At 67.5% G+C, this 26,573-nt stretch carries 27 protein-coding genes; 17 read left to right on the plus strand and 10 right to left on the minus strand.

Features of this window, described 5'->3' with window-relative positions; translation table 11 throughout:
* Nucleotides 1-4: 4 nt before the first annotated feature.
* The gene (pyrF, locus tag AC1DKV_RS15515; RefSeq protein WP_441617708.1) at nucleotides 5-823 is read right to left on the minus strand and encodes an orotidine-5'-phosphate decarboxylase; all 819 of its coding nucleotides are present in this window, start codon (nucleotides 821-823) and stop codon (nucleotides 5-7) included.
* Between the two features lie 168 nt (nucleotides 824-991).
* On the opposite strand from pyrF, the gene AC1DKV_RS15520 reads away from it, so the two are divergent.
* From AC1DKV_RS15520 to corA, 3 genes are all read left to right on the plus strand, one after another.
* Nucleotides 992-1,894 carry a DMT family transporter gene (locus AC1DKV_RS15520; RefSeq protein ID WP_441617917.1) on the plus strand — a complete coding sequence of 301 codons (903 nt, stop codon included), beginning with the start codon at nucleotides 992-994 and terminating at the stop codon, nucleotides 1,892-1,894.
* A 358-nt stretch (nucleotides 1,895-2,252) separates the two neighbouring features.
* Nucleotides 2,253-2,426 (plus strand): hypothetical protein, encoded by a 174-nt coding sequence (locus AC1DKV_RS15525; RefSeq protein WP_441617710.1) that lies wholly within the window; start codon nucleotides 2,253-2,255, stop codon nucleotides 2,424-2,426.
* Nucleotides 2,423-3,385 (plus strand): magnesium/cobalt transporter CorA, encoded by a 963-nt coding sequence (gene corA / locus AC1DKV_RS15530; protein ID WP_441617712.1) that lies wholly within the window; start codon nucleotides 2,423-2,425, stop codon nucleotides 3,383-3,385. Before AC1DKV_RS15525 ends, corA begins: the two co-directional genes overlap by 4 nt.
* A 143-nt stretch (nucleotides 3,386-3,528) precedes the next feature.
* On the opposite strand, the gene mtgA is transcribed toward corA, so the two are convergent.
* The 8 genes from mtgA to mpl all read right to left on the minus strand — a co-directional run bounded on the left by mtgA (nucleotide 3,529) and on the right by mpl (nucleotide 12,070).
* The gene (gene mtgA, locus AC1DKV_RS15535) at nucleotides 3,529-4,230 is read right to left on the minus strand and encodes a monofunctional biosynthetic peptidoglycan transglycosylase (protein ID WP_441617919.1); all 702 of its coding nucleotides are present in this window, start codon (nucleotides 4,228-4,230) and stop codon (nucleotides 3,529-3,531) included.
* Between the two features lie 91 nt (nucleotides 4,231-4,321).
* Nucleotides 4,322-5,215 carry a shikimate dehydrogenase gene (gene aroE, locus AC1DKV_RS15540; protein WP_441617714.1) on the minus strand — a complete coding sequence of 298 codons (894 nt, stop codon included), beginning with the start codon at nucleotides 5,213-5,215 and terminating at the stop codon, nucleotides 4,322-4,324.
* A 6-nt stretch (nucleotides 5,216-5,221) separates the two neighbouring features.
* Nucleotides 5,222-6,091 carry an energy transducer TonB gene (locus AC1DKV_RS15545; RefSeq protein ID WP_441617921.1) on the minus strand — a complete coding sequence of 290 codons (870 nt, stop codon included), beginning with the start codon at nucleotides 6,089-6,091 and terminating at the stop codon, nucleotides 5,222-5,224.
* Nucleotides 6,092-6,262: 171 nt separating this feature from the next.
* Complete coding sequence (locus AC1DKV_RS15550) at nucleotides 6,263-8,410, minus strand: RNB domain-containing ribonuclease (RefSeq protein ID WP_441617716.1); 2,148 nt, start codon at nucleotides 8,408-8,410, stop codon at nucleotides 6,263-6,265.
* A 195-nt stretch (nucleotides 8,411-8,605) separates the two neighbouring features.
* Nucleotides 8,606-9,346 (minus strand): 3-oxoacyl-ACP reductase FabG, encoded by a 741-nt coding sequence (gene fabG, locus AC1DKV_RS15555; RefSeq protein ID WP_441617718.1) that lies wholly within the window; start codon nucleotides 9,344-9,346, stop codon nucleotides 8,606-8,608.
* Nucleotides 9,347-9,453: 107 nt separating this feature from the next.
* The gene (locus tag AC1DKV_RS15560; protein WP_441617720.1) at nucleotides 9,454-10,047 is read right to left on the minus strand and encodes a chorismate--pyruvate lyase family protein; all 594 of its coding nucleotides are present in this window, start codon (nucleotides 10,045-10,047) and stop codon (nucleotides 9,454-9,456) included.
* A 7-nt stretch (nucleotides 10,048-10,054) separates the two neighbouring features.
* Nucleotides 10,055-10,666 carry a YqiA/YcfP family alpha/beta fold hydrolase gene (locus AC1DKV_RS15565; RefSeq protein WP_441617722.1) on the minus strand — a complete coding sequence of 204 codons (612 nt, stop codon included), beginning with the start codon at nucleotides 10,664-10,666 and terminating at the stop codon, nucleotides 10,055-10,057.
* 12 nt (nucleotides 10,667-10,678) lie between these two features.
* Nucleotides 10,679-12,070 (minus strand): UDP-N-acetylmuramate:L-alanyl-gamma-D-glutamyl-meso-diaminopimelate ligase, encoded by a 1,392-nt coding sequence (gene mpl / locus AC1DKV_RS15570; RefSeq protein WP_441617723.1) that lies wholly within the window; start codon nucleotides 12,068-12,070, stop codon nucleotides 10,679-10,681.
* Between the two features lie 204 nt (nucleotides 12,071-12,274).
* Between mpl and AC1DKV_RS15575 the strand changes: the two genes are divergently transcribed.
* The 10 genes from AC1DKV_RS15575 to AC1DKV_RS15620 all read left to right on the plus strand — a co-directional run bounded on the left by AC1DKV_RS15575 (nucleotide 12,275) and on the right by AC1DKV_RS15620 (nucleotide 21,815).
* On the plus strand, nucleotides 12,275-12,976 hold the full coding sequence (locus tag AC1DKV_RS15575; RefSeq protein WP_441617725.1) for a UDP-N-acetylmuramate--alanine ligase: 702 nt from the start codon (nucleotides 12,275-12,277) through the stop codon (nucleotides 12,974-12,976).
* A 137-nt stretch (nucleotides 12,977-13,113) separates the two neighbouring features.
* Nucleotides 13,114-13,656, plus strand: a complete 543-nt coding sequence (locus AC1DKV_RS15580; protein ID WP_441617727.1) for a TlpA family protein disulfide reductase — start codon at nucleotides 13,114-13,116, stop codon at nucleotides 13,654-13,656.
* A gap of 217 nt (nucleotides 13,657-13,873) precedes the next feature.
* Nucleotides 13,874-14,368: a type II 3-dehydroquinate dehydratase gene (gene aroQ / locus AC1DKV_RS15585; protein ID WP_441617729.1), complete on the plus strand. Its 495-nt coding sequence runs from the start codon at nucleotides 13,874-13,876 to the stop codon at nucleotides 14,366-14,368.
* 171 nt (nucleotides 14,369-14,539) lie between these two features.
* Nucleotides 14,540-14,995, plus strand: a complete 456-nt coding sequence (gene accB, locus AC1DKV_RS15590; RefSeq protein WP_441617731.1) for an acetyl-CoA carboxylase biotin carboxyl carrier protein — start codon at nucleotides 14,540-14,542, stop codon at nucleotides 14,993-14,995.
* 183 nt (nucleotides 14,996-15,178) lie between these two features.
* Complete coding sequence (gene accC, locus AC1DKV_RS15595) at nucleotides 15,179-16,546, plus strand: acetyl-CoA carboxylase biotin carboxylase subunit (protein ID WP_441617733.1); 1,368 nt, start codon at nucleotides 15,179-15,181, stop codon at nucleotides 16,544-16,546.
* Nucleotides 16,547-16,589: 43 nt separating this feature from the next.
* Nucleotides 16,590-17,504, plus strand: coding sequence for a 50S ribosomal protein L11 methyltransferase (prmA, locus tag AC1DKV_RS15600; RefSeq protein ID WP_441617735.1), 915 nt, complete (start codon nucleotides 16,590-16,592; stop codon nucleotides 17,502-17,504).
* Nucleotides 17,505-17,513: 9 nt separating this feature from the next.
* Nucleotides 17,514-19,667 (plus strand): DUF3426 domain-containing protein, encoded by a 2,154-nt coding sequence (locus AC1DKV_RS15605; protein WP_441617737.1) that lies wholly within the window; start codon nucleotides 17,514-17,516, stop codon nucleotides 19,665-19,667.
* A 94-nt stretch (nucleotides 19,668-19,761) separates the two neighbouring features.
* Complete coding sequence (tpx, locus tag AC1DKV_RS15610; protein WP_441617738.1) at nucleotides 19,762-20,262, plus strand: thiol peroxidase; 501 nt, start codon at nucleotides 19,762-19,764, stop codon at nucleotides 20,260-20,262.
* Between the two features lie 116 nt (nucleotides 20,263-20,378).
* Nucleotides 20,379-21,326 (plus strand): carbohydrate kinase family protein, encoded by a 948-nt coding sequence (locus AC1DKV_RS15615; protein ID WP_441617740.1) that lies wholly within the window; start codon nucleotides 20,379-20,381, stop codon nucleotides 21,324-21,326.
* Between the two features lie 21 nt (nucleotides 21,327-21,347).
* On the plus strand, nucleotides 21,348-21,815 hold the full coding sequence (locus tag AC1DKV_RS15620; protein ID WP_441617742.1) for an outer membrane lipoprotein: 468 nt from the start codon (nucleotides 21,348-21,350) through the stop codon (nucleotides 21,813-21,815).
* Between the two features lie 293 nt (nucleotides 21,816-22,108).
* Here AC1DKV_RS15620 and AC1DKV_RS15625 read toward each other — a convergent pair whose 3' ends face one another.
* Entirely contained in the window at nucleotides 22,109-22,684 is a 576-nt protein-coding gene (locus tag AC1DKV_RS15625) for a histone H1-like DNA-binding protein (RefSeq protein ID WP_441617744.1), read from the minus strand.
* Nucleotides 22,685-23,420: 736 nt separating this feature from the next.
* Here AC1DKV_RS15625 and AC1DKV_RS15630 point away from each other — a divergent pair.
* The 4 genes from AC1DKV_RS15630 to AC1DKV_RS15645 all read left to right on the plus strand — a co-directional run bounded on the left by AC1DKV_RS15630 (nucleotide 23,421) and on the right by AC1DKV_RS15645 (nucleotide 26,561).
* Nucleotides 23,421-23,597, plus strand: a complete 177-nt coding sequence (locus AC1DKV_RS15630; protein ID WP_441617746.1) for a hypothetical protein — start codon at nucleotides 23,421-23,423, stop codon at nucleotides 23,595-23,597.
* A gap of 67 nt (nucleotides 23,598-23,664) precedes the next feature.
* A complete protein-coding gene (locus AC1DKV_RS15635; protein WP_441617748.1) occupies nucleotides 23,665-23,805 on the plus strand; it encodes a hypothetical protein in 141 nt (46 codons plus the stop codon).
* A 606-nt stretch (nucleotides 23,806-24,411) separates the two neighbouring features.
* A complete protein-coding gene (locus tag AC1DKV_RS15640; protein ID WP_441617750.1) occupies nucleotides 24,412-24,894 on the plus strand; it encodes a DUF2147 domain-containing protein in 483 nt (160 codons plus the stop codon).
* Between the two features lie 341 nt (nucleotides 24,895-25,235).
* Nucleotides 25,236-26,561, plus strand: coding sequence for an MFS transporter (locus AC1DKV_RS15645; protein ID WP_441617923.1), 1,326 nt, complete (start codon nucleotides 25,236-25,238; stop codon nucleotides 26,559-26,561).
* The last annotated feature ends 12 nt before the right edge of the window (nucleotides 26,562-26,573 follow it).

Raw genomic sequence — 26,573 nt, forward strand, 5'->3', positions numbered from 1 at the left:
GCCCTCAGGCCGAACGGAAGCGGTTGATGGTCTCGCGCGTCTGCAGCGCGACATTGCGCGCGGCCGCGGCGAAGTCTTTCTCGCGGCTGGCGTAGAGGATGGCGCGCGACGAGTTGATCATCATGCCGACGCCGGCGCCCGTGCGCCCGGCACGGACGGTGGCCTCGATGTCGCCGCCCTGGGCGCCGATGCCCGGAATCAGCAGCGGCATGTCGCCCACGATCTCGCGTACCTTGGCGATCTCCGCCGGGAAGGTCGCTCCCACCACCAGCGCCATCTGCCCGTTGGTATTCCAGCGCGTGGCGGCCGCCTCGGCCACCACCTGGTAGACCGGCTTGCCGTCCACCGGCAGGAACTGCACGTCCGAGCCACCCGGGTTGGAAGTGCGACACAGCACGATCACGCCGCGGTCGCCGTAGGCCAGGTAAGGCTCCAGTGAATCCAGGCCCATGTACGGGTTCACCGTGACGGCGTCGGCCCGGTAGCGCTCGAAGGCTTCGATGGCGTACTGCTGCGCGGTCGAGCCGATATCGCCGCGCTTGGCGTCCAGGATCACGGGGATGCCCGGATGGGCATCGTGGATATAGGCCACCAGCTGTTCGAGTTGGTCTTCGGCGCGCTGCGCGGCGAAGTACGCGATCTGCGGCTTGAAGGCGCACACCAGGTCCGCGGTGGCGTCGACGATCTCGCGGCAAAAGGAGAAGATCGCGCCGCCGGTGCCCGTCATGGACAGGGGCAGCTTGGCGGGATCGGGATCGAGCCCGACGCACAGGAGGGAATCGTTGCGCTGCCAGGCTGAGGCCAGCTGCTCGGTGAAGGTCATGGGATGCTCGCTATTCTGGGTGTGCCGCGGCGGCTGGCTGGCGGCCCCGGAGGCCGGGCCGGCGCAGCGCGGCAACGATCGATGCCTGCGATTTTACCCGCTGCGTGCTATCTTCTGCCGTTCTTCCCGGATACAAAGAGCGGCATCGCACACAGCCGCCTGCCCGCCATGTCTCTCGACCGCCGCAGCATCATCCTGCTCGTCGTCCTCACCATCGCCTGGGGCGTCAACTGGCCCGTCATGAAAATCGGCGTGGCGCATTTCCCCGCCATGGGTTTTCGCCTGCTGTGCATGGCCGGCGGCGTGCTGGCGCTGGGCGTGGCGCTGCGCGTGCGCGGCGAGACGCTGCGGGTGCCGGCGGGCCAGTGGCCCACCATCTTCAAGCTCGCCCTGTTCAACATGGTGATCTGGCACCTGCTGGCGATCTGCGCGGTCAAGATGCTGTCATCCGGGCGCGCCGCCATCCTCGGCTACACCATGCCGATCTGGGCCGTGGTATGGGGCCTGGTGCTGTACCGCGAGCGCATCGGCCGCGCGGCCTGGGTGGGCATCGCCTGCGCGCTGGCCGGCACAGTATTGCTGCTGTCCGGCGAGATCGCCGCCCTGACCGGCAGCCCGGCCGGTACGCTGCTGATGCTTTGCGCCGCGGCCGGCTGGGGCCTGGGCACGCAACTGATGAAGCGCAGCCGGATCGAGATGTCGGTGGGCGTGCTGACCTTCTGGATGCTGGTGGTGACGCTGCCCTTCCTGCTGCTGGGCACGCTGCTGCTCGAGCAAGGCTGGCGCCTTCCCAACGCCGTGGAATGGGGCGCCATCGCCTACAACGCGGTGGTGGTGTTCGCCTACTGCCACCTGGTGTGGTTCGTGCTCGCGCGCAGCCTGCCGCCGGTGGTGTCGAGCCTGTCGGTGATGTTCATCCCGGTGGTCGGCGTGTTCTCGGGCATGTGGATGCTGGGCGAACAGCCGCACTGGCAGGACTATGCGGCCATCGTGCTGATGTTCGCCGCGCTGGCCTCCGTGCTGCTCGTGCCGTTGCTGCATCGCCGGCTCGTGCGCGCGCGCGCCGGATGATCCGGGGCGCTGGCGCGGACCCGTCGCACAACGTGCGGCGGCGGCGGCATTCACCCAGATTTCACTTAACAAGCCCCCCTCGTTGGGCTACACTCGCGGCCATCATAATCCCGGAGAAACTACGTGGGCAGTAGCATCGGGTGTTCGAGTTGCCGCAACCAGACTGCGACTGCACCGAATGCCATGTCACTGCGGGCTGCGTAACGACGACCGCCGGAGCCGGCCCACGCCGCTTCCACCGCCTCGTCGGACTTGCCCGCAGAAAATACTGCGGGTGAGCGTTTTTCCGTGTCCCAGCCGGCGCACCGCCTGTGCGCGCCGCCTCGTCCCGGACCTTCCCTCTCCCGGCTTGCCAGCCATGAACGGCAAACGCCATCGCCTTGCGCGCGCCTTTGCGACGCGCAGCGCGATCACGCTTGCCAGCGGCATTCCGCCTTCGTCGCCTCGCCGCGAAGGACTGGTTCGCCTCCGGGCCCGGCAAGCCACGCCTGCGCGTTTCTTCGCCAAACGCAACAAGGAAGCCCTGGGATGATCAACCTGTTCGTCCTGCAGAAAGGCCGGCTCGCACAGGAGCAGGTCGATGACCGCAATGAACTGCTGCAGCACAAGCCGATCTGGATCGACGTCATCAGCCCTGATGACGAGGAACTCGCCTGGATCAAGGAAGCGTACGGCGTAGCCCTGCCCGAACTCGAAGACCTGGGCGACCTGGAAGCCTCGGCCCGCTACTTCGAAGGCGAGGACGAGAACATCCATATCCGCACCGACTTCCTGCTCGACGAGGAAGACATCTCGCGCAACGTGCGCGTGGCCTTCGTGCTCACGCGCGACGTGCTGTTCTCCATCCACGACGAAGACCTGCCGGTGTTCCGGCTGGTGCGCCTGCGCGCGCGCATGCGTCCGGGCTCGGTGCGCAACGCCAAGGACGTGCTGATGGATCTGTACGCCACCGACGCGGAATATTCGGCCGACTCCATCGAGGAAGTCTACGAGCGGCTCGAGGAAGCCAGCAAGCGCGTGCTGGCCGAGAACGTGACCGACGCCGCCGCGGCCGACGTGCTGGAAACCATCGCCCGCGAGGAAGACCTGAACGGCCGCATCCGCCGCAACGTCATGGACACGCGCCGCGCGGTCTCCTTCCTGATGCGCAGCCAGCTGCTGTCGGCCGAGCAGCAGGACGAAGCGCGCCAGATCCTGCGCGATATCGACTCGATCGAGAACCACACCGCGTTCCTGTTCGACAAGATCAACTTCCTGATGGATGCCACGGTCGGTTTCATCAACATCAACCAGAACAAGATCATCAAGCTGTTCTCGGTGGTGTCGGTCGCGCTGATGCCGCCCACGCTGATCGCCAGCATCTACGGCATGAACTTCAAGCTGATGCCGGAGCTGGACTGGGTCGCCGGCTATCCGTGGGCGATCGCGCTGATGGCGGTGTCGGCGGCGGTGCCGCTGATCTACTTCCGCCGCAAGGGCTGGCTCAGCTGAACGGCGCAATCGAACAGATCCTGGCGTCGTTGCGCGGCCTTGCCGTGCCGGTTTGCACTGTGTGCGGCCGCGCGCCTGGCCAGGACCGCTTCGCTTCATTCCGATCACGCCTCTGAAAGACCGCGCCCGGCGTGAAGGGACGCTCAGTCCGGCAGCGTGGCCGCGCCCATGCGGCGCGCGATGATGTTGGCCTTGACCTTGAAGTTGACCCGCACATTGGCGCAGTACTGCTTCTTGTCGAAGCACTTCGGCGCCGGCAGCGCGGCGGCCAGGCGCGCCGCCTGGCCCACGTTGAGCTTCGCCGCGCTGGTCTTGAAGTAGTGCTGGGCGGCGGCCTCGGCGCCGAATACGCCCTCGCCCCACTCCACCGAGTTCAGGTAGATCTCGAAGATGCGCTGCTTGTCCAGCCAGAATTCCAGCATCCAGGTAATGGCCAGCTCCTGCCCCTTGCGCAGGTAGTGCTGCTCGGACGAGAGAAAGAGATTCTTGGCCAGCTGCTGGGTGATGGTGGACCCGCCCCGCACGATATGCCCGCGCTTCTTGTTGCGCTCCCAGGCATCGAGCATGGCGTCGAGTTCGTAGCCGGGATGGTTGACGAAGTCGGCGTCCTCGCTGGCGATCACCGCGCGCTTGAGGTTGCGCGAGATCTCGTCGTAGCCGACCCAGCGCCGGTCCACCTGGCAGCTCCAGAAGTTGAAGCCGCACAGGCGCCAGCGTTCGGCCCGCATGAACGAGGTGGCAGACGGATCGACGTACTGCCAGGCCGCGATCTGCAGGAAGAAATAGACCTGCATGGCCAGCACGCCGGCCACCAGGATACCGATCAGGTAGGCCAGCCAGCGCAGTGGATTGAAGCCACCGCTGCGCGGCGCGGCGCTGGAGCGGGCGGTGCGCCTGAGCTCTGCCATGGTGGTTGCGGGCGGCAGCCTGCTGCGCTCAGCGTGCCGCTTCGGCCTGCAGCTCCGCGCGCAGCTTCGCCAGCACGGGCGCAGTGGCGGGTCGCACGCCGCGCCAGTTGTAGAAGGCCTCGGCGGCCTGCTCGACCAGCATGCCCAGCCCGTCGCTGGTGCGCGCGCCGCTTTGCGCGGCGAACTTCAGGAATACGGTGGGCTCGGCGCCGTACATCATGTCGTAGGCCAGCACATCCTTGCCCAGCAGTTCCGCCGGCACCGGCGGCAATTCGCCCTGCAGGCTGCTGCTGGTGGCGTTGATGACCACGTCGCAGGCGTCGTCGCCCGTCAGCGCGGCCAGCGCGTCGAAGCCGCCGCCCCACAGTTCCACGCCGTATTCGTCGGCCTGCTGCGCCACGTCTTCGAGGATAAAGCTGGCGCGCTCCGGCGTGCGGTTGGCCACCACGATCCGGTCCGGCCGGCACATCACCAGCGGCAGCATGGCGCCCATGGCCGCGCCGCCGGCGCCCAGAAGCAGGATGCGGCGGCCTTCGAGCAGCGTGTCGAGATTGATCTCGATGTCACGCGTGAGGCCGACGCCGTCGGTGTTGTCGCCGTGGATCAGGCCATCCTCGATCCACATGGTGTTGACCGCGCCGGCGCTCTCCGCGCGCGGCGTGAGACGGTCGGCCAGGTCGTAGGCCTCGAGCTTGAACGGCACCGTCACGTTCAGGCCGTGGCCGCCGCCGGCGAAGAACGCGCGCACGGTGTCGGCAAAGCCGTCCAGCGGCGCCAGCAGGCGCTCGTAGGAGATGGCCTCGCCGGTCTGCTGCGCGAACGCGGCGTGGATGGCCGGCGAACGGCTGTGCGCGATGGGATTGCCAACCACCACATAGCGGTCGGTATCAGCGGGGATCTGCGTGTTTTCTGTAGACATCATCTTGCGTCATCTGGCCTGTAGGCGGATGTCCAGGCCGTTGCGCGAAAACTTGAAGGTAGAGATCACTTCGAGAATATCTTGCCGCGCCTGCATCTGCGGGGTGAAGGAGCCGAACGGCGCGGCCGCGCGCACGATGGCCACGGCCTGGCGGTCCAATGCCGGGTCGCCCGAGCTCTTGGCCACGTCGATCGATTCGATGTTGTAGCCATCGCGGTTGTAGCCGAGCCTGCCCTGGCGGTTGACGTTGATCACCAGGATCAGCTGGCCGTACAGCGGCTTGCCGTTGCGCTGGGGAAAATCGGTGGTGCCGCGCGCCTCGATCCTCTGGCGCAGGCGGTCGTAGTACTGCGCGTATTCCACCTCCTGCGCGCTGGTGGCGGTGAGCTGGTAACGCTTGGGCCGCTTGGCGTATTGTTCGAGGTTGCGCCCGATCTCGGCCTCGAGCTTGGCCATCTCGTCGAGCGAGGTACGCTCGTCCTGGCCGCGCAGCGGCGTCTCGGTGCGCTGCTGGCCGGGCTTGAGCGGCTGGCTGTGGACCGCGGGCGCGGCCTCGCGCGCCTGCGTCAGCAGGCGCTGCTGCTCCTGCTCGAGCTGGTCCACGCGGCGCTGCATCTGGCGCACCAGGTCACCGTCCTTGGTGTTGGTCTGGGCCGGCAGCGGCGTGGTGGCGCGCTGCTGGTCCTGCTCGCCGCCGCCGTCGAGATTGGCCTGGGCCAGCACGGTCGGGTTCTGCGGGCGCTGTGCGGATTTGGAGTTGACCAGCACCACGTCGAGCGCGGCATCGGTGCGCTTGATCTCGAAGGCCTCGGGAGCCACCACGCGCACGGTCAGCAGCAGGACATGGGCCAGCACCGAAACGGCCAGCGCCTTGCTCATCGTGCTGCTGGCGTTCCACCACTGGCGGGGAGAAAAGACGGCTTTCACGATGGCTGGCGTGGTTGGAATGGGGCGTCGGGAAGGCGGAACCGGGCCGGGGCAGGGGTCCTCTCGGACCAGCCCCGGTTCAGACTGCGATTGTAAGGGAGCGCCCCGTTTTTTCCGAGGGACTCAGCCGGCCTCGCCGGTGCCGGTGTCGCGCGCGCCCGACGAAGCGCCGTCGGCGGCGCTTGCCAGGTCTTCCGGACCATCCGGACCATCCGGGCCGGCCTGATCGGCAGACCGGGCGGCGGCGTCGCCGGCGCCCTCGGCCGCCGCTTCCGCGGCCTCCTCGGCAGCGGCTTCGGCGGCTGCCTCAGCGGACACCTCGGCAGCCTCGTCATCGCCTTCCAGCTCCTCCGAGGGCAGTTCGCCTTCGCCGGCGAACACCTCCAGCACGCGGCACGATACCTCGAGTGAGATCTCGTCGGTGGCGCCGATCTCCAGCAGCACCTGGGTGCCGCGCGAAGCCTGGACCAGCTCCGGCACCCGCGTAACCAGCGGGATCTCGGTAAAGCGCACCGCGCCTTCCTTGAGCACCGAGGCCATCAGGCGCTCGCGCTTTTCCTGGCCCAGCCAGCGCAGGCACCAGTAGCGTTCCATGGTGGACTGGTGGTCGGCATAGGCCGCATAAGTGCCTTCGAAGTCGGCCACGGCCGCCAGCAGGTCAGCGTCCTTGGGCTTGAACGGCGCCACCAGCTTGGCCGTGACGCCGTGCTGGGCCACCGCCAGGATCTGCCACTGGTTGACCAGGTCGACATAGCGGCGCAGCGGCGAGGTGCTCCAGGCATATTGCGCCACGCCCAGGCCTTCGTGCGGGGCCGGATACGTCTGCATGCGCGTGCGGTGCATGCCCCAGGCCTTCTGCGTGCGGTAGATGCCCGGCACGCCGTGGTCGGCAAGCAGCTTGCCCCAGGTGCTGTTGGCCAGGATCATCAGCTCGGCCACGATCTTGTCCAGCGGCGAGCCGCGCCGGCGCTGCTCGATGCGCACACGCTCGCCGCCGTCGGGCAGATCGTCGAGGTAGAAGTTGTAGTCCGCGCGATTGTGCGATTCCGGGCGCAGGCCGCTGGCCAGGCGCGCCTTCTGGCGCTCGTCGTGCAGCCAGCCGGAGAAATGCCAGAGCTGGGCCAGCTCGGCGCGGAACGCGTAGTCGCCGGTGCCGTCGGTCAGCGCGGCCTCGGTCACCACGTCTTCCAGCAGGTTGTGGCGCAGGTTGGCCGCGATCATGACCATCTCGGCGCGGGTCTGGCTGCCGAGGATCATCTGCAGGGCCGGGTCGTAGTCCACGTAAAGCGACAACGCCGGGCATTCGCGCCCTTCCTGCAGCGTGTAGCGCTCCACCACCGCGTCGGGCAGCATGGTGATCTTGTCGCCGGGGAAGTAGACCGTGGACAGGCGCTGGCGCGCCACCGCGTCAAGCGGCTCGCCACGGCGGATACCCAGGCCCGGCGCGGCGATGTGGATGCCGACGCGGATCTTGCCGCCGTCCAGCGGCGTGACCGACAGCGCATCGTCGATCTCGGTGGTGGTGACGTCGTCGATCGAGAACGCCTGCACGTCGGCGCGCGGCAGCTCGCCGGCGGGTTCCGGCACGACCACGTCGGGGAAGCCGGTGCCCTTGGGGAAGCATTCCGAGAGGAACTTGGCCTCGTGCAGCGCGCGCGGGCTGGCGATGCCGCCCACCGCCACCATCAGCCGCATCGGCGACATGCCGAGCGCCGTGCAGGCAGCGTCCATCGCCTTGTACTCGAGGCTGTTCTTGTCGGGCTTGAACAGCAGTTGCAGCGCTTTGCCGCGGAAGGCGTCGGGCAGGGTCAGGGCCTTGAGCTGGGTTTCGTACTCGGCCTGGACCAGGGCCTGCTGCTTCTTGCGCTCGAGCGCGGCCAGGGCCGCCTTGAGCTGGTCTTCCGGCGCGCGCTGGTAGCGCCCCCGTCCCTTGCGGCGGAAATAGACCGGATTGCCGTGCAGTGCCTGCGCCAGTGCGGCCTGCTGCACCACGCCGGCACCCGCGCCGAAATACTCGGCGGCCAGGTCGGCAAAGCCGAATTCTTCGTCCGACGCGCATTCCCAGAGGAAATCCAGGTCGATCTCGCCGACCAGCTCGGCGGTCTGGCGCACCAGCTCGATCGCCGAGGGCTGCGCAAACTGCAACAGCACATCGCGCGACTTCACCTTGGTGCGCTTGCCCGCGGGCAACTCCACCTGGTAAGCCTCGCCCTGCTGGGTCAGCACGGTGCCGGCGCGAATCTCGCCGCCTTCTTCGAACAGCAACTGCATGGATCGGTACTTTCAGAAATGCCGGGAGCCGCCCTGGCGAACCAGCGCGCCCTGGCGCTAAGTGACGCCTCTCGGGAACGGCCCGGGGAGAGAAATGATGCGAGGCCGCCTTCAGGCGAGGCGGCGACCGGACCTCAGATGATACCGCACCGCGCCGTGCACAAGCCCGGCGCGGGACAAAGCAACGCCCGGACCTTACAGCGACATGCCGCCGCTGGCCTCGATCGCCACACCGTTGACGTAGCTGGCGTCGTCGCTGGCCAGGAACGTGTAGATGCTGGCGATCTCGGCCGGCTCGGCCAGGCGGCGCAGCCAGCACGACGACTTCATGCCCTCCAGCACCTTCTCCGGCACCGTCTGCAGGATCTCGGTGGACACGAAGCCCGGGCACACCGCGTTCACGCGCACGCCCTTGGGACCCAGCTCGCGCGCCCAGGTCTTGGTAAAGCCGATCACGCCGAACTTGCTGGCGGCATAGTTGGTCTGGCCGAAGTTGCCATAGAGACCGACCACGCTGGATGCATTGAGAATCACACCGCGCCCTTGCTCGGTCATGATGTCCGCCACCGCCTGCGCGCAATTGAATACGCCCTTGAGGTTGACGTCGATGACCGAGTCGAACTGGGCTTCGCTCATCTTGGTCAGGCGCGCATCCTTGGTGATGCCCGCGTTGTTGACCAGGATGTCGATGCGGCCATGCCTGGCCAGCGTGGCGGCGACCGCGGCATCCACCTCGTCACGGCGCGTCACGTCCACCTTGCATGCCATCGCGTCGGCACCGGAAGCGGCCAGTGTCGCGGCCGCGGCGCGCACGCGCTCTTCCTGCACGTCGCACAGCACCACGATCGCGCCTTCGGCGGCGAAACGCTGCGCGGTGGCAAAGCCGATGCCGGCAGCCGCGCCGGTAATGATGGCAACTCGTCCCTGCAATTTCATGATGTCGGTCTCTTCTTCTTGTTTGCGTTCTTGTTTGCGTTTTTGTTGATGCTCTTGTTGATGTTCTTTTTGGCGTTCTTGCTGGCGTTCTTGCTACGATGACTGTTTCACCGCTTGCCGGCAAGCTCCGGCGCGCGGCGCGCCAGCAGGTCCGGCAGGAAGACCTCGGTCACCAGCATGACGCCGCCGCCGCGCCGGAACACCGAGCGCCGCGCCGGCAGCGCCGCGCCGGGATCCAGCTCGCGCATGGCGGGCACCGCCTGCTGCAGCCGCAGCCGCAGCGGGTGATGCGCCCGCAGGCGCGCGAAGGCGAACGGCTCGCGCCGCACGCGCGGGTCGACGAACAGCGCCCCGCCCAGCGGGCGTTCGCCCAGGCCGCGCAGGAAGGGCCAGTCGCGCCGGGCATGCTCGGCTTTCACCACGGTGTGGGCAAAGATGGCGGGCGTGCCGTCGCACAGCAGCAGCACCTCGCGCGCCAGCGCGCGGCGCTGCGCCGGCAGGCCCAGGGCCTGCCATTCATCGGGCAGGGCCAGCTCCATGTGCTGCGCCAGGCGGCGCACGCGGAAACGGTCCGAGGCGGCCACCAGCCTGGCCGTCAGCGAGCCCTCAGCGCATACCCAGCGCCGCAGATTGGCGTCGATGGCGGGATCTTCGGGCAAATGGGCATGCCACGCGCAGCGGCGCACTTGCGCCGCGTTCATGCTGCGCTCATGCCAGCGGCTCCGGTTCGATCAGGCCGGCCGGTCCATAGCCGCAGAAAGCCAGCACTTCATCGACGTAGTCGGCGAATTCGCTGATGCCATGGTCGCTGCCCTCGATCACGCGTGTGCGCGCGCCGGGAAAGGCGGCCAGCATCTCGCGGTAATCCAGCACTTCGTCGCCGGTGGCAGCCAGCAGGAAATAGCGTTCGGGCCGGGTGACCGGCTCCACCCGCAGCGCCAGCAGTTCGTCCAGGTGATGGCGCTCCACCCGCACCGAGCCGCCGCCGTGCCACAGCGGCTGGTCGCCCAGGTAATGCTCCAGGTCGGTCCACGGATGCGTGGCGGGATTGAGCAGCACCGCGCGGCAGCCGTGGCGCTCGGCCAGCCAGCGCGCGTAGAAGCCGCCGAGCGAGGAACCGATGATGGTGAGGGGCTGGGCGCCGCCCGCCTGCGAAGCCGCGATAGCGGCCTCGGCCTGGGCGATGGCCGCGGCCGGCGACACGTTCAGGACCGGACAGGCGTAGTAGCGCCCCACGCCCCATGCGCGCATGCGCTCCTGGACCATACGCGCCTTGAACGATTGCGGCGAGGAACGGAAACCGTGCAGGTACAGCAACATGCCGTGCCCCGCTCAGGCCGCTGCGCCGGCGGCGAAGGCGTCCAGCAGCTTCTGGTGCACGCCGCCGAAGCCGCCGTTGCTCATTACCAGCACGTGGTCGCCCGGGCGCGCGACGGCGCGCACCGCCTGCACCAGCGCAGGCAGGTCGCTGAAGGCAGCGGCGCGTTCGCCAAGCGGTGCCAGCGAATCGGCCAGGTCCCAGCCGAGCGCGTCCTTGCCGCTGGCCGCGCCGTAGCCGAACACCAGGTCGGCCGCCTCCAGGCTGGCGGGCAACTGGGCCTTCATCACGCCCAGCTTCATGGTGTTGGAACGCGGTTCGAGCACCGCCAGGATGCGCGCGTCGCCGACGCGCTTGCGCAGGCCCTCCAGCGTGGTCTGGATGGCGGTCGGGTGATGGGCGAAGTCGTCATAGACCGTGATGCCGCCGACCACGCCGCGCACTTCCATGCGGCGCTTCACATTGGCGAAGCGCGACAGCGAGTCAATGGCCTGCGCGGGGGGCACGCCCACGTGGCGCGCCGCGGCGATCGCGGCCAGCGCGTTCATGCGGTTGTGGATGCCCTGCAGCGCCCATTCGACCCGGCCCTGCAAGGCATCGCCGAACCACACGTCGAAGCGGTCCTGGCTCTGGGGCCCCAAGGCGGCTTCGGCCGGTTCGCCCGCGCGCCAGTCGCCCAGGCCGAACTGTTCTGTCTCGCTCCAGCAGCCGCGCTCGAGCACGCGCGCCAGGCTTTCCTCCAGGCCATTCACGATAAGCCGGCCCTGCTCGGGCACGGTGCGCACGAGATGATGGAACTGGGTCTCGATCGCTGCAAGATCCGGGAAGATGTCAGCGTGATCGTATTCGAGATTGTTCAGGATGGCCGTGCGCGGACGGTAGTGGACGAACTTGCTGCGCTTGTCGAAGAACGCCGTGTCATATTCATCGGCCTCGATCACGAAGAAGTCCGATTCCGTCACCCGGGCCGACACGCCGAAATTCTGCGGCACCCCGCCGACCAGGAAACCGGGCTGGTAGCCCGCGTCTTCCAGTATCCAGGCCAGCATCGAAGTGGTGGTGGTCTTGCCGTGCGTGCCCGCCACCGCCAGCGTCCACTTGCCACGCAGCACATGCTCGCCGAGCCACTGCGGGCCCGAGACATAGGGCAGGTTGCAGTTGAGGATGGCCTCCATCAACGGATTGCCGCGCGACACCACGTTGCCGATCACGAACAGGTCCGGCGCCAGCGACAGCTGCCCCGGATCGAACCCCTCGATCAGGTCGATGCCCTGCGCCTCGAGCTGGGTGCTCATCGGGGGATAGACATTGGCGTCGCAACCGGTCACGCGATGGCCAGCCTGCCTGGCCAGCACGGCCAGGCCGCCCATGAACGTGCCACAGATGCCGAGGATGTGAATATGCATGGGAATTTGGGTCTCGGGGCGGGCCTGGGCGGCCTGGCCCCTGTTGCTACGGGATGGAGACGAATTGTACCTGAGGGGTATGGCGGGCCACCCCCGCGCCTGGCCGCCGGGGCGACGGTCTTTGACTTTTGTCAGCCTGGACAGAACCCTTGCAGAGGCAAAAACTCTAAAAGTCCAGGCCACTCCCTCCGGTATGATCCCCCCATGTCCCGCCGCCCCAGCCTCGACCCCATCCGCCTGCGCGAGGAGATCGCCCAGGCCGCCGCCCGCATGATCGCGGAAGACGGCGCCGACTACGCCTCAGCCAAGCGCAAGGCTGCCCGCCAGTTGCTGGGTGACGTGCGCGTGGCGGGCGAGTGGCTGCCGGACAACGAGATGGTGGAGGCGGAAGTGCGCGCGTACCAGGCCTTGTTCCATGGCGAGAGCCAGCCGCGCATCCTGGCCTTGCTGCGGCGCCTGGCGCTGCTGGCCATGCGCGACCTGGCCGCCTTCCGGCCCTATCTGGCCGGCGCGGTGCTCAACGGCACCGCCACCGAGCACTCGGACGTGTACCTGCAGTGCTTTTGCGACAGCCCCAAGGACCTAACCCTGCACCTGCTGAACGCGGGTGTCGATTTCGATACCAGCGAAACGCGTCACTTTGCCGGCCGCGGCGAGGTCGAGACGCTCAGCTTCCTGTGGAAAGGCCAGTGGCCGGCGCAGCGCGAAGCGCGCGTGCTGGCCGGCGAGATCCGTGCGGAACTGGGCCAGCCGGTCGGCATTCATATCGCCCTGTATGATGCGGACGACGAACGCGGCGCGGTAAGGGCCGATGCCGGTGGCCGCGTGGCCCGAGCCGACCTGGCCGCGGTGCAGGCGCTGGCAGCCAGCGTGCCGGACATGCCGGACACGCCCGCCGCCGCCTGACGCCCTGGCCGGGCCGCCAGGCTGGTCCCGCTATCGTCACAGCCATCGTCCAGTCATATAGATAGAGAGAGGGCCGTCGCCTCGCTTCCGGCCCACACGACTTCACCGACCTCCGACGCCACCCGCCACCCATTGCCATGACCTCTTCCAGCCAACCCGTTCGCCGCAGCCGCCTCTGGATCTGGCTCGTCGCCGTCGCCGCGGCAGTGGCCGGTGCCCTTGCCAGCCACTACGTGTTCTCGCCCAAGCCTGCGTCCGATGCCGCGGTGGAGACGTTCCTGCGCACCGAACTACCCGACCCACAGGGGGGCAAGCTCAGCCTGGCCGATTTCCGCGGCAAGACGGTGGTGGTGAATTTCTGGGCACCCTGGTGCGGGCCCTGCGTGGAGGAAATGCCGGACCTGACCGCGCTCTATAAGGAGGTGTCGGGCCCCAAGGTGGAATTTGTCGGCATCGGCATCGATTCTGCCAGCAATATCCAGCAGTTCATCAAGAAAGTGCCGGTTGCGTACCCGCTCGCGGTCGCCGGCTTTGCTGGCACGGAGCTGTCGCGAAACTTCGGCAACGCGGCCGGCGGCCTGCCCTATACGGTCGTGATCGCGCCGGACGGCACTGTCACCTACCGAAAAATGGGTAGGGTTTCCACCGATGAGCTGCGCGCCGCCCTGCCGCGCGGATAGTGGCAAGATCCTTGATTTGCGGTGAATTTAAACTAACCTTCATCAATCGTCCCGCAATTTGAGTGAAATTCGCCCATCGCAGTGAAAAGTACCGGCTGCGTCGCCAGAATGCTCAGGGAGCGCGCCGCATGCGGGCTTTCCTATGTCTGCGCTGCTAGACAAATCACTCTAAGCTACGGTAATCTCCGCGCAATTTCGTTGAAATGGTCGAGCCGCCGTGATCGATACGCCTCCAGAACGCCGCTCCGCCCGCTACCGCAAGGTGCTGGTCCTGCACGGGCCCAACCTGAATCTGCTGGGTACGCGCGAGCCGGAAACCTATGGGCATACGAAGCTCGTCGACATCGACCTGGCCCTGGCGCAACGTGCACGGGAAACCGGCCTCGCCCTGGCAACGTTCCAGTCCAACCATGAGGGCGCGCTGGTGGATCGCATCCACGCGGCACGCGACGAGGGAGTCGACTTCATCATCATCAACCCGGCCGCCTATACGCATACCAGCGTAGCCTTGCGCGACGCGCTGGCCGGGGTGGCGATTCCGTTCGTGGAAGTCCATTTGTCGAACGTGCATCGCCGCGAGAACTTCCGTCATCACTCCTTCTTCTCCGATATCGCGGTGGGAGTGATCTGCGGACTTGGCTGGCAAGGCTACCTGCTGGCGCTGGACTATGTCCTCGGGCAGGAGCCTGAACAGGCGCCGCCCAAGGCCTGAGCCCGCCGGCTGATTTCGATTTCGTAGACGATGACCGCGCCCTGGCGCTGCCCGGCCCCGCTGACCGCGGTGCACGCAAGCAGGTTGCCGGACGCATGAAAGCATGAAATTTACCCGGATGCGGCCGCCACAGCGGCGCGCGCCGGACAACCCGATTCAGGAGGATAGAAGATGGACCTGCGCAAGCTGAAGACGCTGATCGACCTGGTGGCCGAGTCCGGCATCTCCGAGCTGGAAGTCACCGAAGGCGAAGGCAAGGTGCGCATCGTCAAGGCACCGCCCCAGGTGATCGCCGCGCCGATGGCCATGCAGCCGATGCAGGCACTGCCGCCCGCGGCCGCCGCGCCCGCCGCAGTCGCCAGCGCCGAGCCCGCTTCGCCACAACTGCCGTCCGGCCATGTCGTGACCTCGCCGATGGTCGGCACCTTCTACCGGGCGCCGTCGCCGGGCGCCGCCGCCTTCGTCAACGTGGGCGACACCGTCAAGGAAGGCCAGACGGTCTGCATCATCGAAGCGATGAAACTGCTCAACGAAATCGAATCGGACAAGGCCGGCGTGATCAAGGAAATCCTGGTCGAGAACGGCCAGGCGGTCGAATACGGCCAGCCGCTCTTCATCATCGGCTGATACTGATCGGCATGCCGCGCCGCCCGCAGCCTGCGCCGGAGATTCCGGAACGGCCGCGCCGGCGCAGGCGAACCGGACGCATCTCGTCCCGGTGCCAGTTCCCCCGCCCCCATACCGGCCGCGCCGCCGGGGGCGCCACGATCCGCAGCGGTGGGACTGCCCTTCTCCTCGCAGAGAGTGACTATGTTTGAAAAAATTCTGATCGCGAACCGCGGTGAAATCGCCCTTCGCATCCAGCGCGCCTGCCGCGAACTCGGCATCAAGACCGTCGTGGTGTATTCGGAAGCCGACAAGGAAGCCAAATACGTCAAGCTGGCCGACGAAGCCGTGTGCATCGGCCCGGCGCCTTCGCCGTTGTCCTACCTCAACATGCCGGCCATCATCTCGGCCGCCGAGGTGACTGACTCGCAAGCCATCCATCCGGGCTACGGCTTCCTGTCGGAAAACGCCGACTTCGCCGAGCGCGTGGAAAAATCCGGCTTCGTCTTCATCGGCCCGAGCTCCGAGAACATCCGCCTGATGGGCGACAAGGTCTCGGCCAAGCAAGCCATGATCAAGTCCGGCGTGCCCTGCGTGCCGGGCTCCGAAGGCGCGCTGCCGGAAGACCCGAAGGAAATCCTGGCGACTGCCCGCAGCGTCGGCTATCCGGTCATCATCAAGGCGGCTGGCGGTGGCGGCGGACGCGGCATGCGCGTGGTGCACACCGAGGCGGCCCTGGTCAACGCGGTCAACATGACGCGCGAGGAAGCCGGCCGTGCCTTCGGCAACCCGGAGGTCTACATGGAGAAATTCCTGGAGAACCCCCGCCACGTCGAGATCCAGATCCTGGCCGACCAGCACCGCCAGGCGATCTGGCTGGGCGAGCGCGACTGCTCCATGCAGCGCCGCCACCAGAAGGTCATCGAGGAGGCGCCGGCACCCCACATCCCGCGCCGCCTGATCGAGCGCATCGGCGACCGCTGCGCCGAGGCCTGCAAGAAAATCGGCTACCGCGGCGCCGGCACCTTCGAGTTCCTGTACGAGAACGGCGAGTTCTACTTCATCGAGATGAACACGCGCGTGCAGGTCGAGCACCCGGTCACGGAGATGATCACCGGCATCGACATCGTGCAGGAGCAGATCCGCATCGCCTTCGGCGAGAAGCTGCGCTGGCGCCAGAAGGACGTGCAACTGCGCGGCCACGCCATCGAATGCCGCATCAACGCCGAGGATCCGTTCAAGTTCACTCCGTCGCCGGGCCGCATCACCGCCTGGCACATGCCGGGCGGCCCCGGCGTGCGGGTGGACTCGCACGCGTATGATGGCTACTTCGTGCCGCCCAACTATGATTCGATGATCGGCAAGATCATCACCTACGGCGCCACCCGCGAGCAGGCCATCGCCCGCATGCGGATCGCGCTGTCGGAAATGGTGGTGGACGGCATCCAGACCAACGTACCGCTGCACCGCGAGCTGATGCTCGATGCCAACTTCGTCGAAGGCGGCACCAGCATCCACTATCTCGAGCACCGCCTGGCCCAGAAGAACGTGGCCAAGGGCGGCAAGATCTGAAGCCCGGCGCAGCCAAGCAACAACGGATCGACAAGGATCGCCTGTGGCATTTCAGGAATGTGTGATCGAAATCGCACAAGACCAGGCCGAAGCCTGGTCTGACGCGCTGTTCGACCTCGGCGCGCTGTCGGTCTCGGTGGAAGACGCCGATGCCGACACGCCCGACGAGCAGCCGCTGTTCGGCGAGCCCGGGCTGGAACCCACCCGCCTGGCATGGAACCGCTCGCGCGTGGTGGCGCTGTTCGACGACGTCACCGATCCCGCGCTGGTGGTGGCCGCCGCCGCCAACGCGCTAGGCGCCGGTGAGGTGCCCCCCTACGAGTTGCGCCCGGTCGAGGACCAGGACTGGGTGCGCCTGACGCAATCCCAGTTCACGCCCATCCGCATCGGCGAGCGCATCTGGGTGGTGCCATCCTGGCATGAAGCGCCGGAACCCGACGCAGTGGTGCTGGAGCTCGATCCGGGCCTGGCCTTCGGCACCGGCAGCCATCCCACCACGCGACTGTGCATGCAGTGGCTGGAACAGAACATCAAGTCCGGCGAGTCGGTGCTCGACTACGGCTGCGGCTCCGGCATCCTCGCCATCGTGGCGAAGAAGCTGGGCGCGGGCGACACGCTCGGCATCGATATCGACCCCAACGCGGTGGAAGCCTCGCGCCACAACGCGCAGCGCAACCGCGTGGAAGCCGCCTTCGCGCTGCCGGAGAGCGTCTCCGACGCCAGCTATGACCTGGTGGTGGCCAATATCCTGTCCAATCCGCTCAAGCTGATGGCCGCCATGCTGAGCGCGCGGGTCCGCCCGGGCGGACGCCTGGTGCTGTCCGGCGTGCTGGAGCGCCAGGCCGACGAAGTCGCCGCCGCCTATGCGCCCTGGCTCGCCATGTCGGTCTGGCGCAGCGAGGAGGGCTGGGTGTGCCTGCACGGCACCCGCGGCGAAGGCCCCGGCGTCAAGCACTGAGCGCCGCCGATGGCCGCAGCCAAGCTCGTCACGCGTTGTCCGGCTTGCCGCACCGCTTTCCGGCTGGTAGCAGACCAGCTGCGCCTGCGCCAGGGGCTGGTGCGCTGCGGCCAGTGCGACACTGTCTTCGATGCGCGCGAACACCTGATCGAGCTGCCGGCGCCTGAGGCGGTCCCCAGTCCCGAGCCAAGTCCCGAGCCAAGCCCCGTCGCCATCGCTCCGCAGGAACCCGCGCAGGAAGCCAGCCAGGAAGCAGTGGCGCCGGCATCTCCCCCTGCGCACGCCGGCGCGCGCCGCCGGGCCCCGCGCACACCGCACGAAAAGACGTTCGAGGATGCCCGCGACGGCGCCCACGACAGCACCCATGAGGATGGCCATCAGGACGGCCATCAGGACGATCACCAGGGCGCCCATGAAAGCCCGCACGAGGCCGCGCATGCGCATGCGCGTGCGCCGCGCGCCCCGCGCAAGCGGGCGCATGCTCCGGCGCATCCCGAAGCAGAGGCGAAAGCGGGCGACGCGCACGGCGAGCTTCCCGCCGCGCCCGCCCCCGCCTCGCCCTTCGTCCCGCCCTTCGACCCAGGCTATGACGTGCCGGCGCTCGATGCGCCCACCATCATGCTGTACCAGACACAGGCCGAAGCCGACCAGGCCGCGGAAGCCGCCGGGATGGCCAGGCGGCAGGCCGCAAGCGAAGCCAGCGCGGCCAGCGCCGAAGACGATGCGCCCTCCGCAGTCTTCGTTCCTGGCGTGATCGAGGACGAACCGGGCCAGCCTCTCGAACAGGCTGCCTACGACGATCACGCCATGCCCGCGGAGATCGCCGGGCAGGCCGAAGTGGCAGAAAGCGCTGAAAATGCCGAAAGCCTCGAGCGCGCCGGCACCGACAGCATGCCCGCGACCCCTGGCGAGGCTGACGCGGTCAAGGACGTCGCCGATACCGTCAATGCGGCCGGTGCCGCCGGTACAGCAGGTACCGCCGAGACCACTGAAACCACCGATACCACCGAGACCACCGAGACCGCCAGCAGCCAGTCCACCGCGGAGCCGCACGTCGACGAAGCCGCTGCCGAGGCAATCCTCGCCCAGGAGGCAGCGACGCCCTGGCCCGCACTGGATCCCCGCACGCTGTCGGACGATCTGCCTCCCGCGGCATCCGGAGCATGGGCAATGGCCCAGGCACCGGATGCCGCTGTCGCCCCCGGATCCCTGGCGTCGGCCGAAGACATCGCAAGCGAGGCGCAGGCTGCCGCGCACAGCGTTCTGGAAGCCACCCCCGAAGTCGGCCCCGAGGTCGCGCCCGAGGTCAGCCCTGACGTCGCCGCGCAATTGCCGCAGCTGCCGCCCCTGGAAGCCAGCATCGACGATGCCACGCACACCGCGGACATCACGGACAGCGCCGACACGCAGAGGCCCGCCGAGCCGGCTCTCGCACGGCAGGACGACGCCGGGCCAGCGCCTGCCAGGCAAGCCTCGCCCGCCGCGCACGAAGCACCTGCGCCCGTCCCGAGCGCGAGCGGCTACCTGCGCGCGGAGGCGCAGGACGACTTTCCCGAGATTCCCGCCGCCATCGCCCGTGAGCAGGCCGTGCGCCAGTGGACGCGCCAGGATGTACCCGACGTGCCGGTGTTCGCGCCCGACTTCCTGCGCCATGCGCGCGAGCGCGATCCCGGCCCCGCCAGGCGCAAGCGCACGCTGCAGAAGCTGGCGATCGGCGTGCTGGTGGCGGCAGCGCTGGCGCAGATCGCCTTCCTTGCCCGCAGCCAGTTGTCGGGGCAGTTCCCCGCGCTGCGTCCCGCCTTCGAGGCGCTGTGCGCGCCGCTCGGCTGCGAGGTGGCGCCATGGCGCGACATCGACGCCCTGCGCATCGAAAGCTCGCAGCTGCAGAAGCAGGACGAGGAATCCGACGTCTTCCTGCTCGCCGTCACCATGCGCAACCAGAGCCGCGCCACCGTGGCGCTGCCCGCCATCGAGCTGGTGATGACCGACCTGCAGGACCAGCTCCTGCTGCGCAAGGTCCTGCAACCGGCCGACTACCTCGAACCCGGGCAGAAGGCCTTCGCCACGCAAGGCTTGCGCGCGGGCACGGAGCTGCCGGTTCGGGTACGATTCCGAACGCAGCAGGCGGCCGCCAACTACCGCGTGCTGATCTTCTACCCCTGAATTCCGCCGGGGCCGCCGCCAGTGCCGGGCGCCCCGATTTGCCTCCCCGGCTCGCATCCCCGACATGCGGCCCCCTTCTGCTACAGGAGCACATATGAGCAACGTCACCCTCGGCGGCAACGCCATCGAAATCGGCGGCAAGTTTCCGCAAGCCGGCGACAAGGCCCCCGCATTCTCACTGGTCGGCAAGGACCTGAAGGACGTCGCGCTGGCCGATTTCGCCGGCAAGCGCAAGGTGCTCAACATCGTCCCCAGCCTGGACACCCCGGTGTGCCAGGCATCGGCGCGCAAGTTCAACGAGGCCGCCAGCAGCCTGGCCAACACGGTGGTGCTGACCATCTCGGCCGACCTGCCCTTCGCCATGGGCCGCTTCTGCACGGCCGAAGGCCTGGCCAATGTGGTGACGCTGTCGCTGATGCGCGGCGCCGGCTTCAAGGACAGCTATGGCGTCGACATCAAGACCGGCCCGCTGGCCGGCGCCACCGCGCGCGCGGTGGTGGTGCTGGACGAGAACGACACCGTCAAGTACAGCGAGCTGGTGTCCGAAATCAAGAACGAACCGAACTACGACGCCGCCCTGGCCGCGCTGAAGTAAGCGCCCCGCCAGCAGGCCCCGGCCACCCTGTATCATGGGTGGCCTTTTTTTCGGCGGCCGCCAGCGATCGTGACGGCGTACGCCATCACGCATTTTTGCCAGCATTTGGAGAGAGCATGTCCAGCCTGATCTGTGGCTCCGTCGCCTACGACACCATCATGACGTTCGAGGGACGCTTCCGCGAACACATCCTGCCCGACCAGATCCATATGCTGAACGTGTCGTTCCTGGTCCCGGCCATGCGCCGCGAGTACGGCGGCTGCGCAGGCAACATCGCCTACACGCTCAAGCTGCTGGGCGGCGATCCGGTGGTCATGGCCACCGTCGGCACCGATGCCGAGCCCTATCTGCAATACCTGCGCGCGCTCGGCATCAGCACCGAGCACATCCGCACCCTGCCCGACACCTTCACCGCGCAGGCGATGATCACCACCGACCTGGACAACAACCAGATCACGGCCTTCCACCCGGGCGCAATGAGCCAGTCGCAGCTCTCGCACGTGCAGGACGCGCTCAAGGGCGGCACCCCGCCGGGCCTGGGCATCGTCGCCCCCGACAGTCGCGAGGGGATGCTGCACCACGCGCGCCAGTTCGCCGATGCCGGCGTGCCGTTCATCTTCGACCTGGGTCAGGCCATGCCCCTGTTCAACGGCGACGACCTGCGCCAGTTCGTTGAACTCGCCAGCTACGTGACGGTCAATGACTACGAAGCCCAGGTTCTGCTGTCGCGCACCGGCTGGACCAGCGAGCAGGTTGCCGCGCAGGTCCGCGCCTACATCGTCACCCACGGCGAGAAGGGCGCCACCGTGCACGCCAACGGTCAGCAGTACAATATTCCGGCCGTGCAAGCGGATCGCGTCGTCGATCCGACCGGCTGCGGCGATGCCTTCCGCGGCGGACTGCTGTACGGCATCGAGCGGGGCTTCGACTGGGAGACCACCGGCCGCCTCGCCAGCCTGATGGGCTCCATCAAGATCGCGCACCAGGGTCCGCAGAACCACAAGCTGTCGCGCGACGAAATCGGCCAGCGCTTCGAGGCGGCTTTCGGCTATCGGTACGAGTAACACTTTTCCGGGATCGATCCTATGCACACCCTGATTCGCACCAGCGCCCTCGCGCTTGCCGTCGCCGCCACGCTGGTGGCCGGCTGCGCATCGCAATCGAACTCCGCCAGCATCTACACGCCTGGGCAGGCGCAGCGCGAGCAGACCCTGCGCTATGGCGTGGTCGAGAGCATACGTGAAGTGCTGATTCAGGGTGACCAGACCGGCGCCGGCACCATCGCGGGCGGCGCGATCGGCGGCATCGCCGCCGGCAGCACCATCGGCGGCGGCGGCGGCTCGGTCGCCGCCGGCGTACTGGGTGCCGTGCTTGGCGGCATCGCGGGCAGCATGGCCGAGAACAAGATCAGCCAGCGCCGTGGCCTGGAGATCACCGTCAGGCTGGACAACGGCGAGATGCGTGCGATCGTGCAGGATGCGGACGAAGGCTTCCATCCGGGCGAGCGGGTGCGCCTGCTGTCCTCGGGCGGTACCACCCGCGTGACCCACTAAGCGGGCTCCCCGGAACGTTTCCGGCGCCGTTGCGCGGCCTTGGCCGCGGTGGCCCCAGGATTGTCGTACCGGCCTTGCGAAGGCGCCGCTCCCGGCACGGAACGGCGCCTTTTTCTTTGCCCGCGCCGTCTCCCGCAGCGATGCTGCGCGACCATGAAAAAACCCGCCGGGCTTGCACCATCGGCGGGTTGGCAAGACTAGCGTCTTGCGGACCGGATACGCAGTATCCGGTCAGTGCGGCACGCCATGCGTGCCTTGGCGATTCCCAGCGAGAGCCGTCGACAACGGCACGCTTACGGACGGGTACCCGTCGGGAACGGCCATGCCGCGGCCGGGTTCAGCGCGGTCTTGGCAGCCGCAGCAGGTGCAACGGCAGGGGCCGCGGCAGGCTTGCCGGCAGGCGCAGCCTTCTTGGCAGCACCCTTCTTGGCCGGGGCCTTCTTGGCAGCAGCCTTCTTGGCCGGTGCAGCCTTCTTGGCCGGCGCGGCCTTCTTGGCAGCAGCAGCCTTCTTGGCCGGCGCAGCCTTCTTAGCAGCAACCTTCTTGGCCGGTGCGGCCTTCTTCGCTACGACCTTCTTGGCGGCAGCTTTCTTGGCCGGTGCGGCCTTCTTCGCTACGACCTTCTTGGCGGCGGCTTTCTTGGCCGGTGCGGCCTTCTTCGCCGGCGCTGCCTTCTTCGCTACGACCTTCTTGGCAGCAGCCTTCTTCGCCGGTGCAGCCTTCTTAGCAGCCGGCGCAGCCTTCTTCGCCACGACCTTCTTGGCGGCGACCTTCTTCACTGCGGCCTTCTTGGCCGGGGCTGCTGCCTTCTTGGCGGCAGGCTTGGCGGCCTTCTTGGCCGCCGGTTTCTTCTTTGCAGTCGTTGCCATGGATAACTCCTTCACTAGAGAGTGAATATCGAATGACCTAAGTTGGCGACCCGACCGACCCGAGGCGCGATACAGCGCTGCGACCCCAATCGAGCGAGCGATTCATCGGCGCGCGGCTACACGGCGTCCGCACGCTAATGAATTCGGTGGCAGGGGCACCGCGGCGCGCGGTGCGAAAGTGGCCAAGCGGAGCCCGCAGCCGGGCTTCTGACGCTTGCCGCGCCCTGGAATATTCGATCTGCCCGCGCCATCCGTCGGATCGGCGCGCAGCATGAATTGAAGAGTTATCGGCCGGCACTGCCGCGATGCGGGCTAAGCCACGCGCACCGCGGTCGGCATTCGTTTGGGGGTAGTTCGCCCATCCCGTTACTGGGCCAAAGGAGACTGCACGCGTTTTTGAAAACCAGTACGGCTTGGTCTGCGTCAAAGTTCTAGTGCTCCTGAGCTACCTGTTCCATTGCATCGAATCTGGTGGCGCTCATCGTTCTGCATCGCGTCCAACATCATCGTTCGATCAGCATCGATCTTGCCAACCACCATCACAACTACAACCACAGCCATGCAATGAAGTGAGACTCTTGTCAAGGCGAATCATAATTCGTTTGTTGGGCGATGTTAAGAAAAAAGTGCAAAAAAACTTGCGCACGCGCATGACAACTTCTTCATCGTCAGCGTTGCGCTTCGCCTTCCTCGACTTCGCACCTGCGCGACGCACTCTCGACGCGTTCCATCGCACATGAAAATCGCCTGGCACGAACTCGGCGCCGCGAAAAAAAACAGCGCCGCGCGAGCGCGCAGTCATCGTCGACGCGACTCGGAATTTTCCGTGCGCGCATCGTCGCGCTTGCGGGCAACACGCAGCGGCAACACCTTCGCCGTCTCTCGTCGCGATCACCGGAACCCGCATGAATAAAGGCTTTCCGGGAAGTCGGAAATTTCCTGGGAAAGCGCGACGCGTAACGTCGCGCGTTGGCGCGCGCGTGTTCCGCAGCATCGCCGGCGGACGCGTCGCGCATCGTCGCGACGTTGCGCGCGCCGTCTCGCCACGACGCTTCGGCGCTGCGCGCGCGCTGCTTGCTTCGACGCGCACCGCGCGTGCCCGCGAGCAGCGCGAACAGTGATGCGTCGACGCAACGGTCGGCGCATCGTCACCGCGATGCGAGCAGCACGAAGCGTGCGTCGCGCATCGTCGTACGCCATCGTCGCGAACACCGCGAAGAACGAATGCCCTCTCGAGACGGGCGCGGCGATGCACCGGTGCTGCCGCACGATCGCTCATCGCTTCCTCTGCTTGCCGGCCTTCGTCCGACTCGCGCCGACGCGCCACGCCGCGTTCGTTCCCGCGATGTCGTTGCGCTGCGCGCGAGCGCGCAAGTACCGCGCACTGATCGAAGTCCCGCGCTTCGACACGCGAGCCATGCCGGGCAGGAGTTCAACCGCAGCGGCGCGCACCAGGCGGCCCGGGCAGATGCGTGACGGCGCAACGCCCTGCCCTCACTTGAAACGAACGCCTAGAGGATTGCTTCGGGGGCGGTGAAGGGGTCGGTTTTGCTGCACGACAAAATATCCCCTCTTCCAGCAACGGCGCCGGTTTGCGGCCGGCTCCCAGGGTTGCTTTGGTGCGTACGCAAATGCGCCCCTCGGATTGCGGCTGACGCGCTTCGCCAGTAGATTGGCGTGAGCGCGCCACGCTGGCGCGTCCACCAACTTGAACAGAGGAGAACCCGATGCACTTTACTGCCCCCCGCCGCGCCGCACGCGGCGCCGTCATGGCGGCGCGCATTGCCGTGCTTGCCGGCGCGTTGCTGGGTAGCGCCGCGGCGCTGGCCCAGGCCTCGCCAGCCGGCTCGTGGAAGACCATCGACGATGCCACTGGCAAGCCGCGCGGCCTGGTGGAGATCACCGAGAGCAACGGCGTCTACACCGGCAAGCTGGTCAAGAGCTTCGTCGACATGGAGGGCAAGTCCAAGGTGTGCGACAAGTGCACCGACGCACGGCACGACCAGCCCATCATCGGCCTGACCATCATCACCGGCGTGCGCAAGACCGCCGACAACGAATGGGGCGGCGGCGAGATCCTCGACCCTGAGAATGGCAAGGTCTACAAGACCAAGCTGTCGCTGGCGAACGACGGCAACAAGCTCAACGTGCGCGGCTTCATCGGCATCAGCCTGCTTGGCCGCACCCAGACCTGGGAGCGCGAGCGCTAGTCTCGCCCGCGGTGGAGCCGGCGCCCGCGGCGGCGCCGGCTCCGCATCCTTCCGCCTCTTCCTTCCGTCTCTTCCTTCCGCGTCCTCCCGCCGCACGCCCTGGTCTCACCCCCACAGCATCTCCACAGCGTCCCCGCAGCGTCCCCGCAGCGTCCCCGCCTGCCATGCGCTGCCCGCATGGCGACATGCGCAGAATTCGTTTCCGGCACGGCCGCGCTGCTCCTAACATCGGCTCTACCTGCCGTGCGCCGATGTATCTCCCGACCGCGCCGGGCGGCGCTGCCACGCCGGCCCGGCATCCCGCGGTCCGCACAGCGCAGTCCGACAACCAGGAGGAAGTGATGCACGCAAGCGCCCGCCCAGAAGCGCCACCGATCGTCAGCGGCCAGCAACGCCGCCGCGCCATCGTCGCCACCGTGATCGGCAACGGTCTCGAGTGGTTCGATTTCACCGTCTACAGCTTCTTCGCCGTCATCATCGCGAAGCTCTTCTTCCCCACCGGCAACGACCTCTCGTCACTGCTGCTGGCGGTCGCCACCTTCGGCGTGGGCTTCTTCATGCGGCCGGTCGGCGGCATCATCCTCGGCGTCTACGCCGACCGCGTGGGCCGCAAGGCCGCGCTGTCGCTGACCATCCTGCTGATGGCGCTGGGCACCACACTGATCGGCCTGGCGCCCACCTACGAGCACATCGGCATCTTCGCGCCGCTGCTGATCGTGGTGGCGCGGCTGCTGCAGGGCTTCTCCGCCGGCGGTGAGATGGGCGGCGCCACCGCCTTCCTGACCGAGTACGCACCCGCCGAGCGGCGCGCCTACTACTCGAGCTGGATCCAGGCCAGCATCGGCGTCGCCGTATTGCTGGGCGCGGCAGTGGGCACCTTTGTGACCTCCGCGCTGAGCACCGAAGCGCTCAACAGCTGGGGCTGGCGCCTGCCCTTCCTGCTCGGCATCGTGATCGGGCCGGTCGGCTACTACATCCGCCATCATCTCGACGAGACCCCGACGTTCCGCGACAGCGACGACAAGTCCGACTCGCCGCTGGCAGAAGTGCTGCGCGACTACCCGCGCCAGACCGCGGCCAGCTTCTCGATGGTGATCCTGTGGACGGTCTGCACCTACGTGCTGCTGTTCTACATGCCGACGTACTCGGTCAAAGTGCTCCATGTGCCGCAGTCGACCGGCTTCGTCGCGGGCATGGTCGGCGGCCTCGCCATCATGGTGTGCTCGCCGCTGGTCGGCCTGCTGGCCGATCGCATCGGGCGGCGCGTGCTGCTGTCCGGCTCGGCCCTGCTGATCCTGCTGCTGGCCTACCCGATGTTCGTCTATATCAACCAGGCGCCGGGGCTGGCTTCGCTGCTGGTGTTCCAGCTCGTGTTCGGCGTGCTGATCGCCGCCTACACCGGTCCGATCCTCGCTGCGTTCTCCGAGCTGTTCCCCGCCAAGGTGCTGTCCACCGGCCTTTCGGTCGCCTACAACCTGGCGGTCACCATCTTCGGCGGCTTCGCGTCGTTCATCATCACCTGGCTGATCGCCAGCACCGGCAGCACCATGGCGCCGGCGTTCTACGTGATGTTCGCCGCCGCCATCAGCCTCGCCGGCACGCGCTTCGTGCGCGAGCCTGCCTACCTGCGCACGGCGCAGGCCAGCCGCGCCACCCAACCCGCATAGATCGAGCGTCAT

It is taken from the genome of Cupriavidus sp. 05T41, assembly GCF_056396525.1.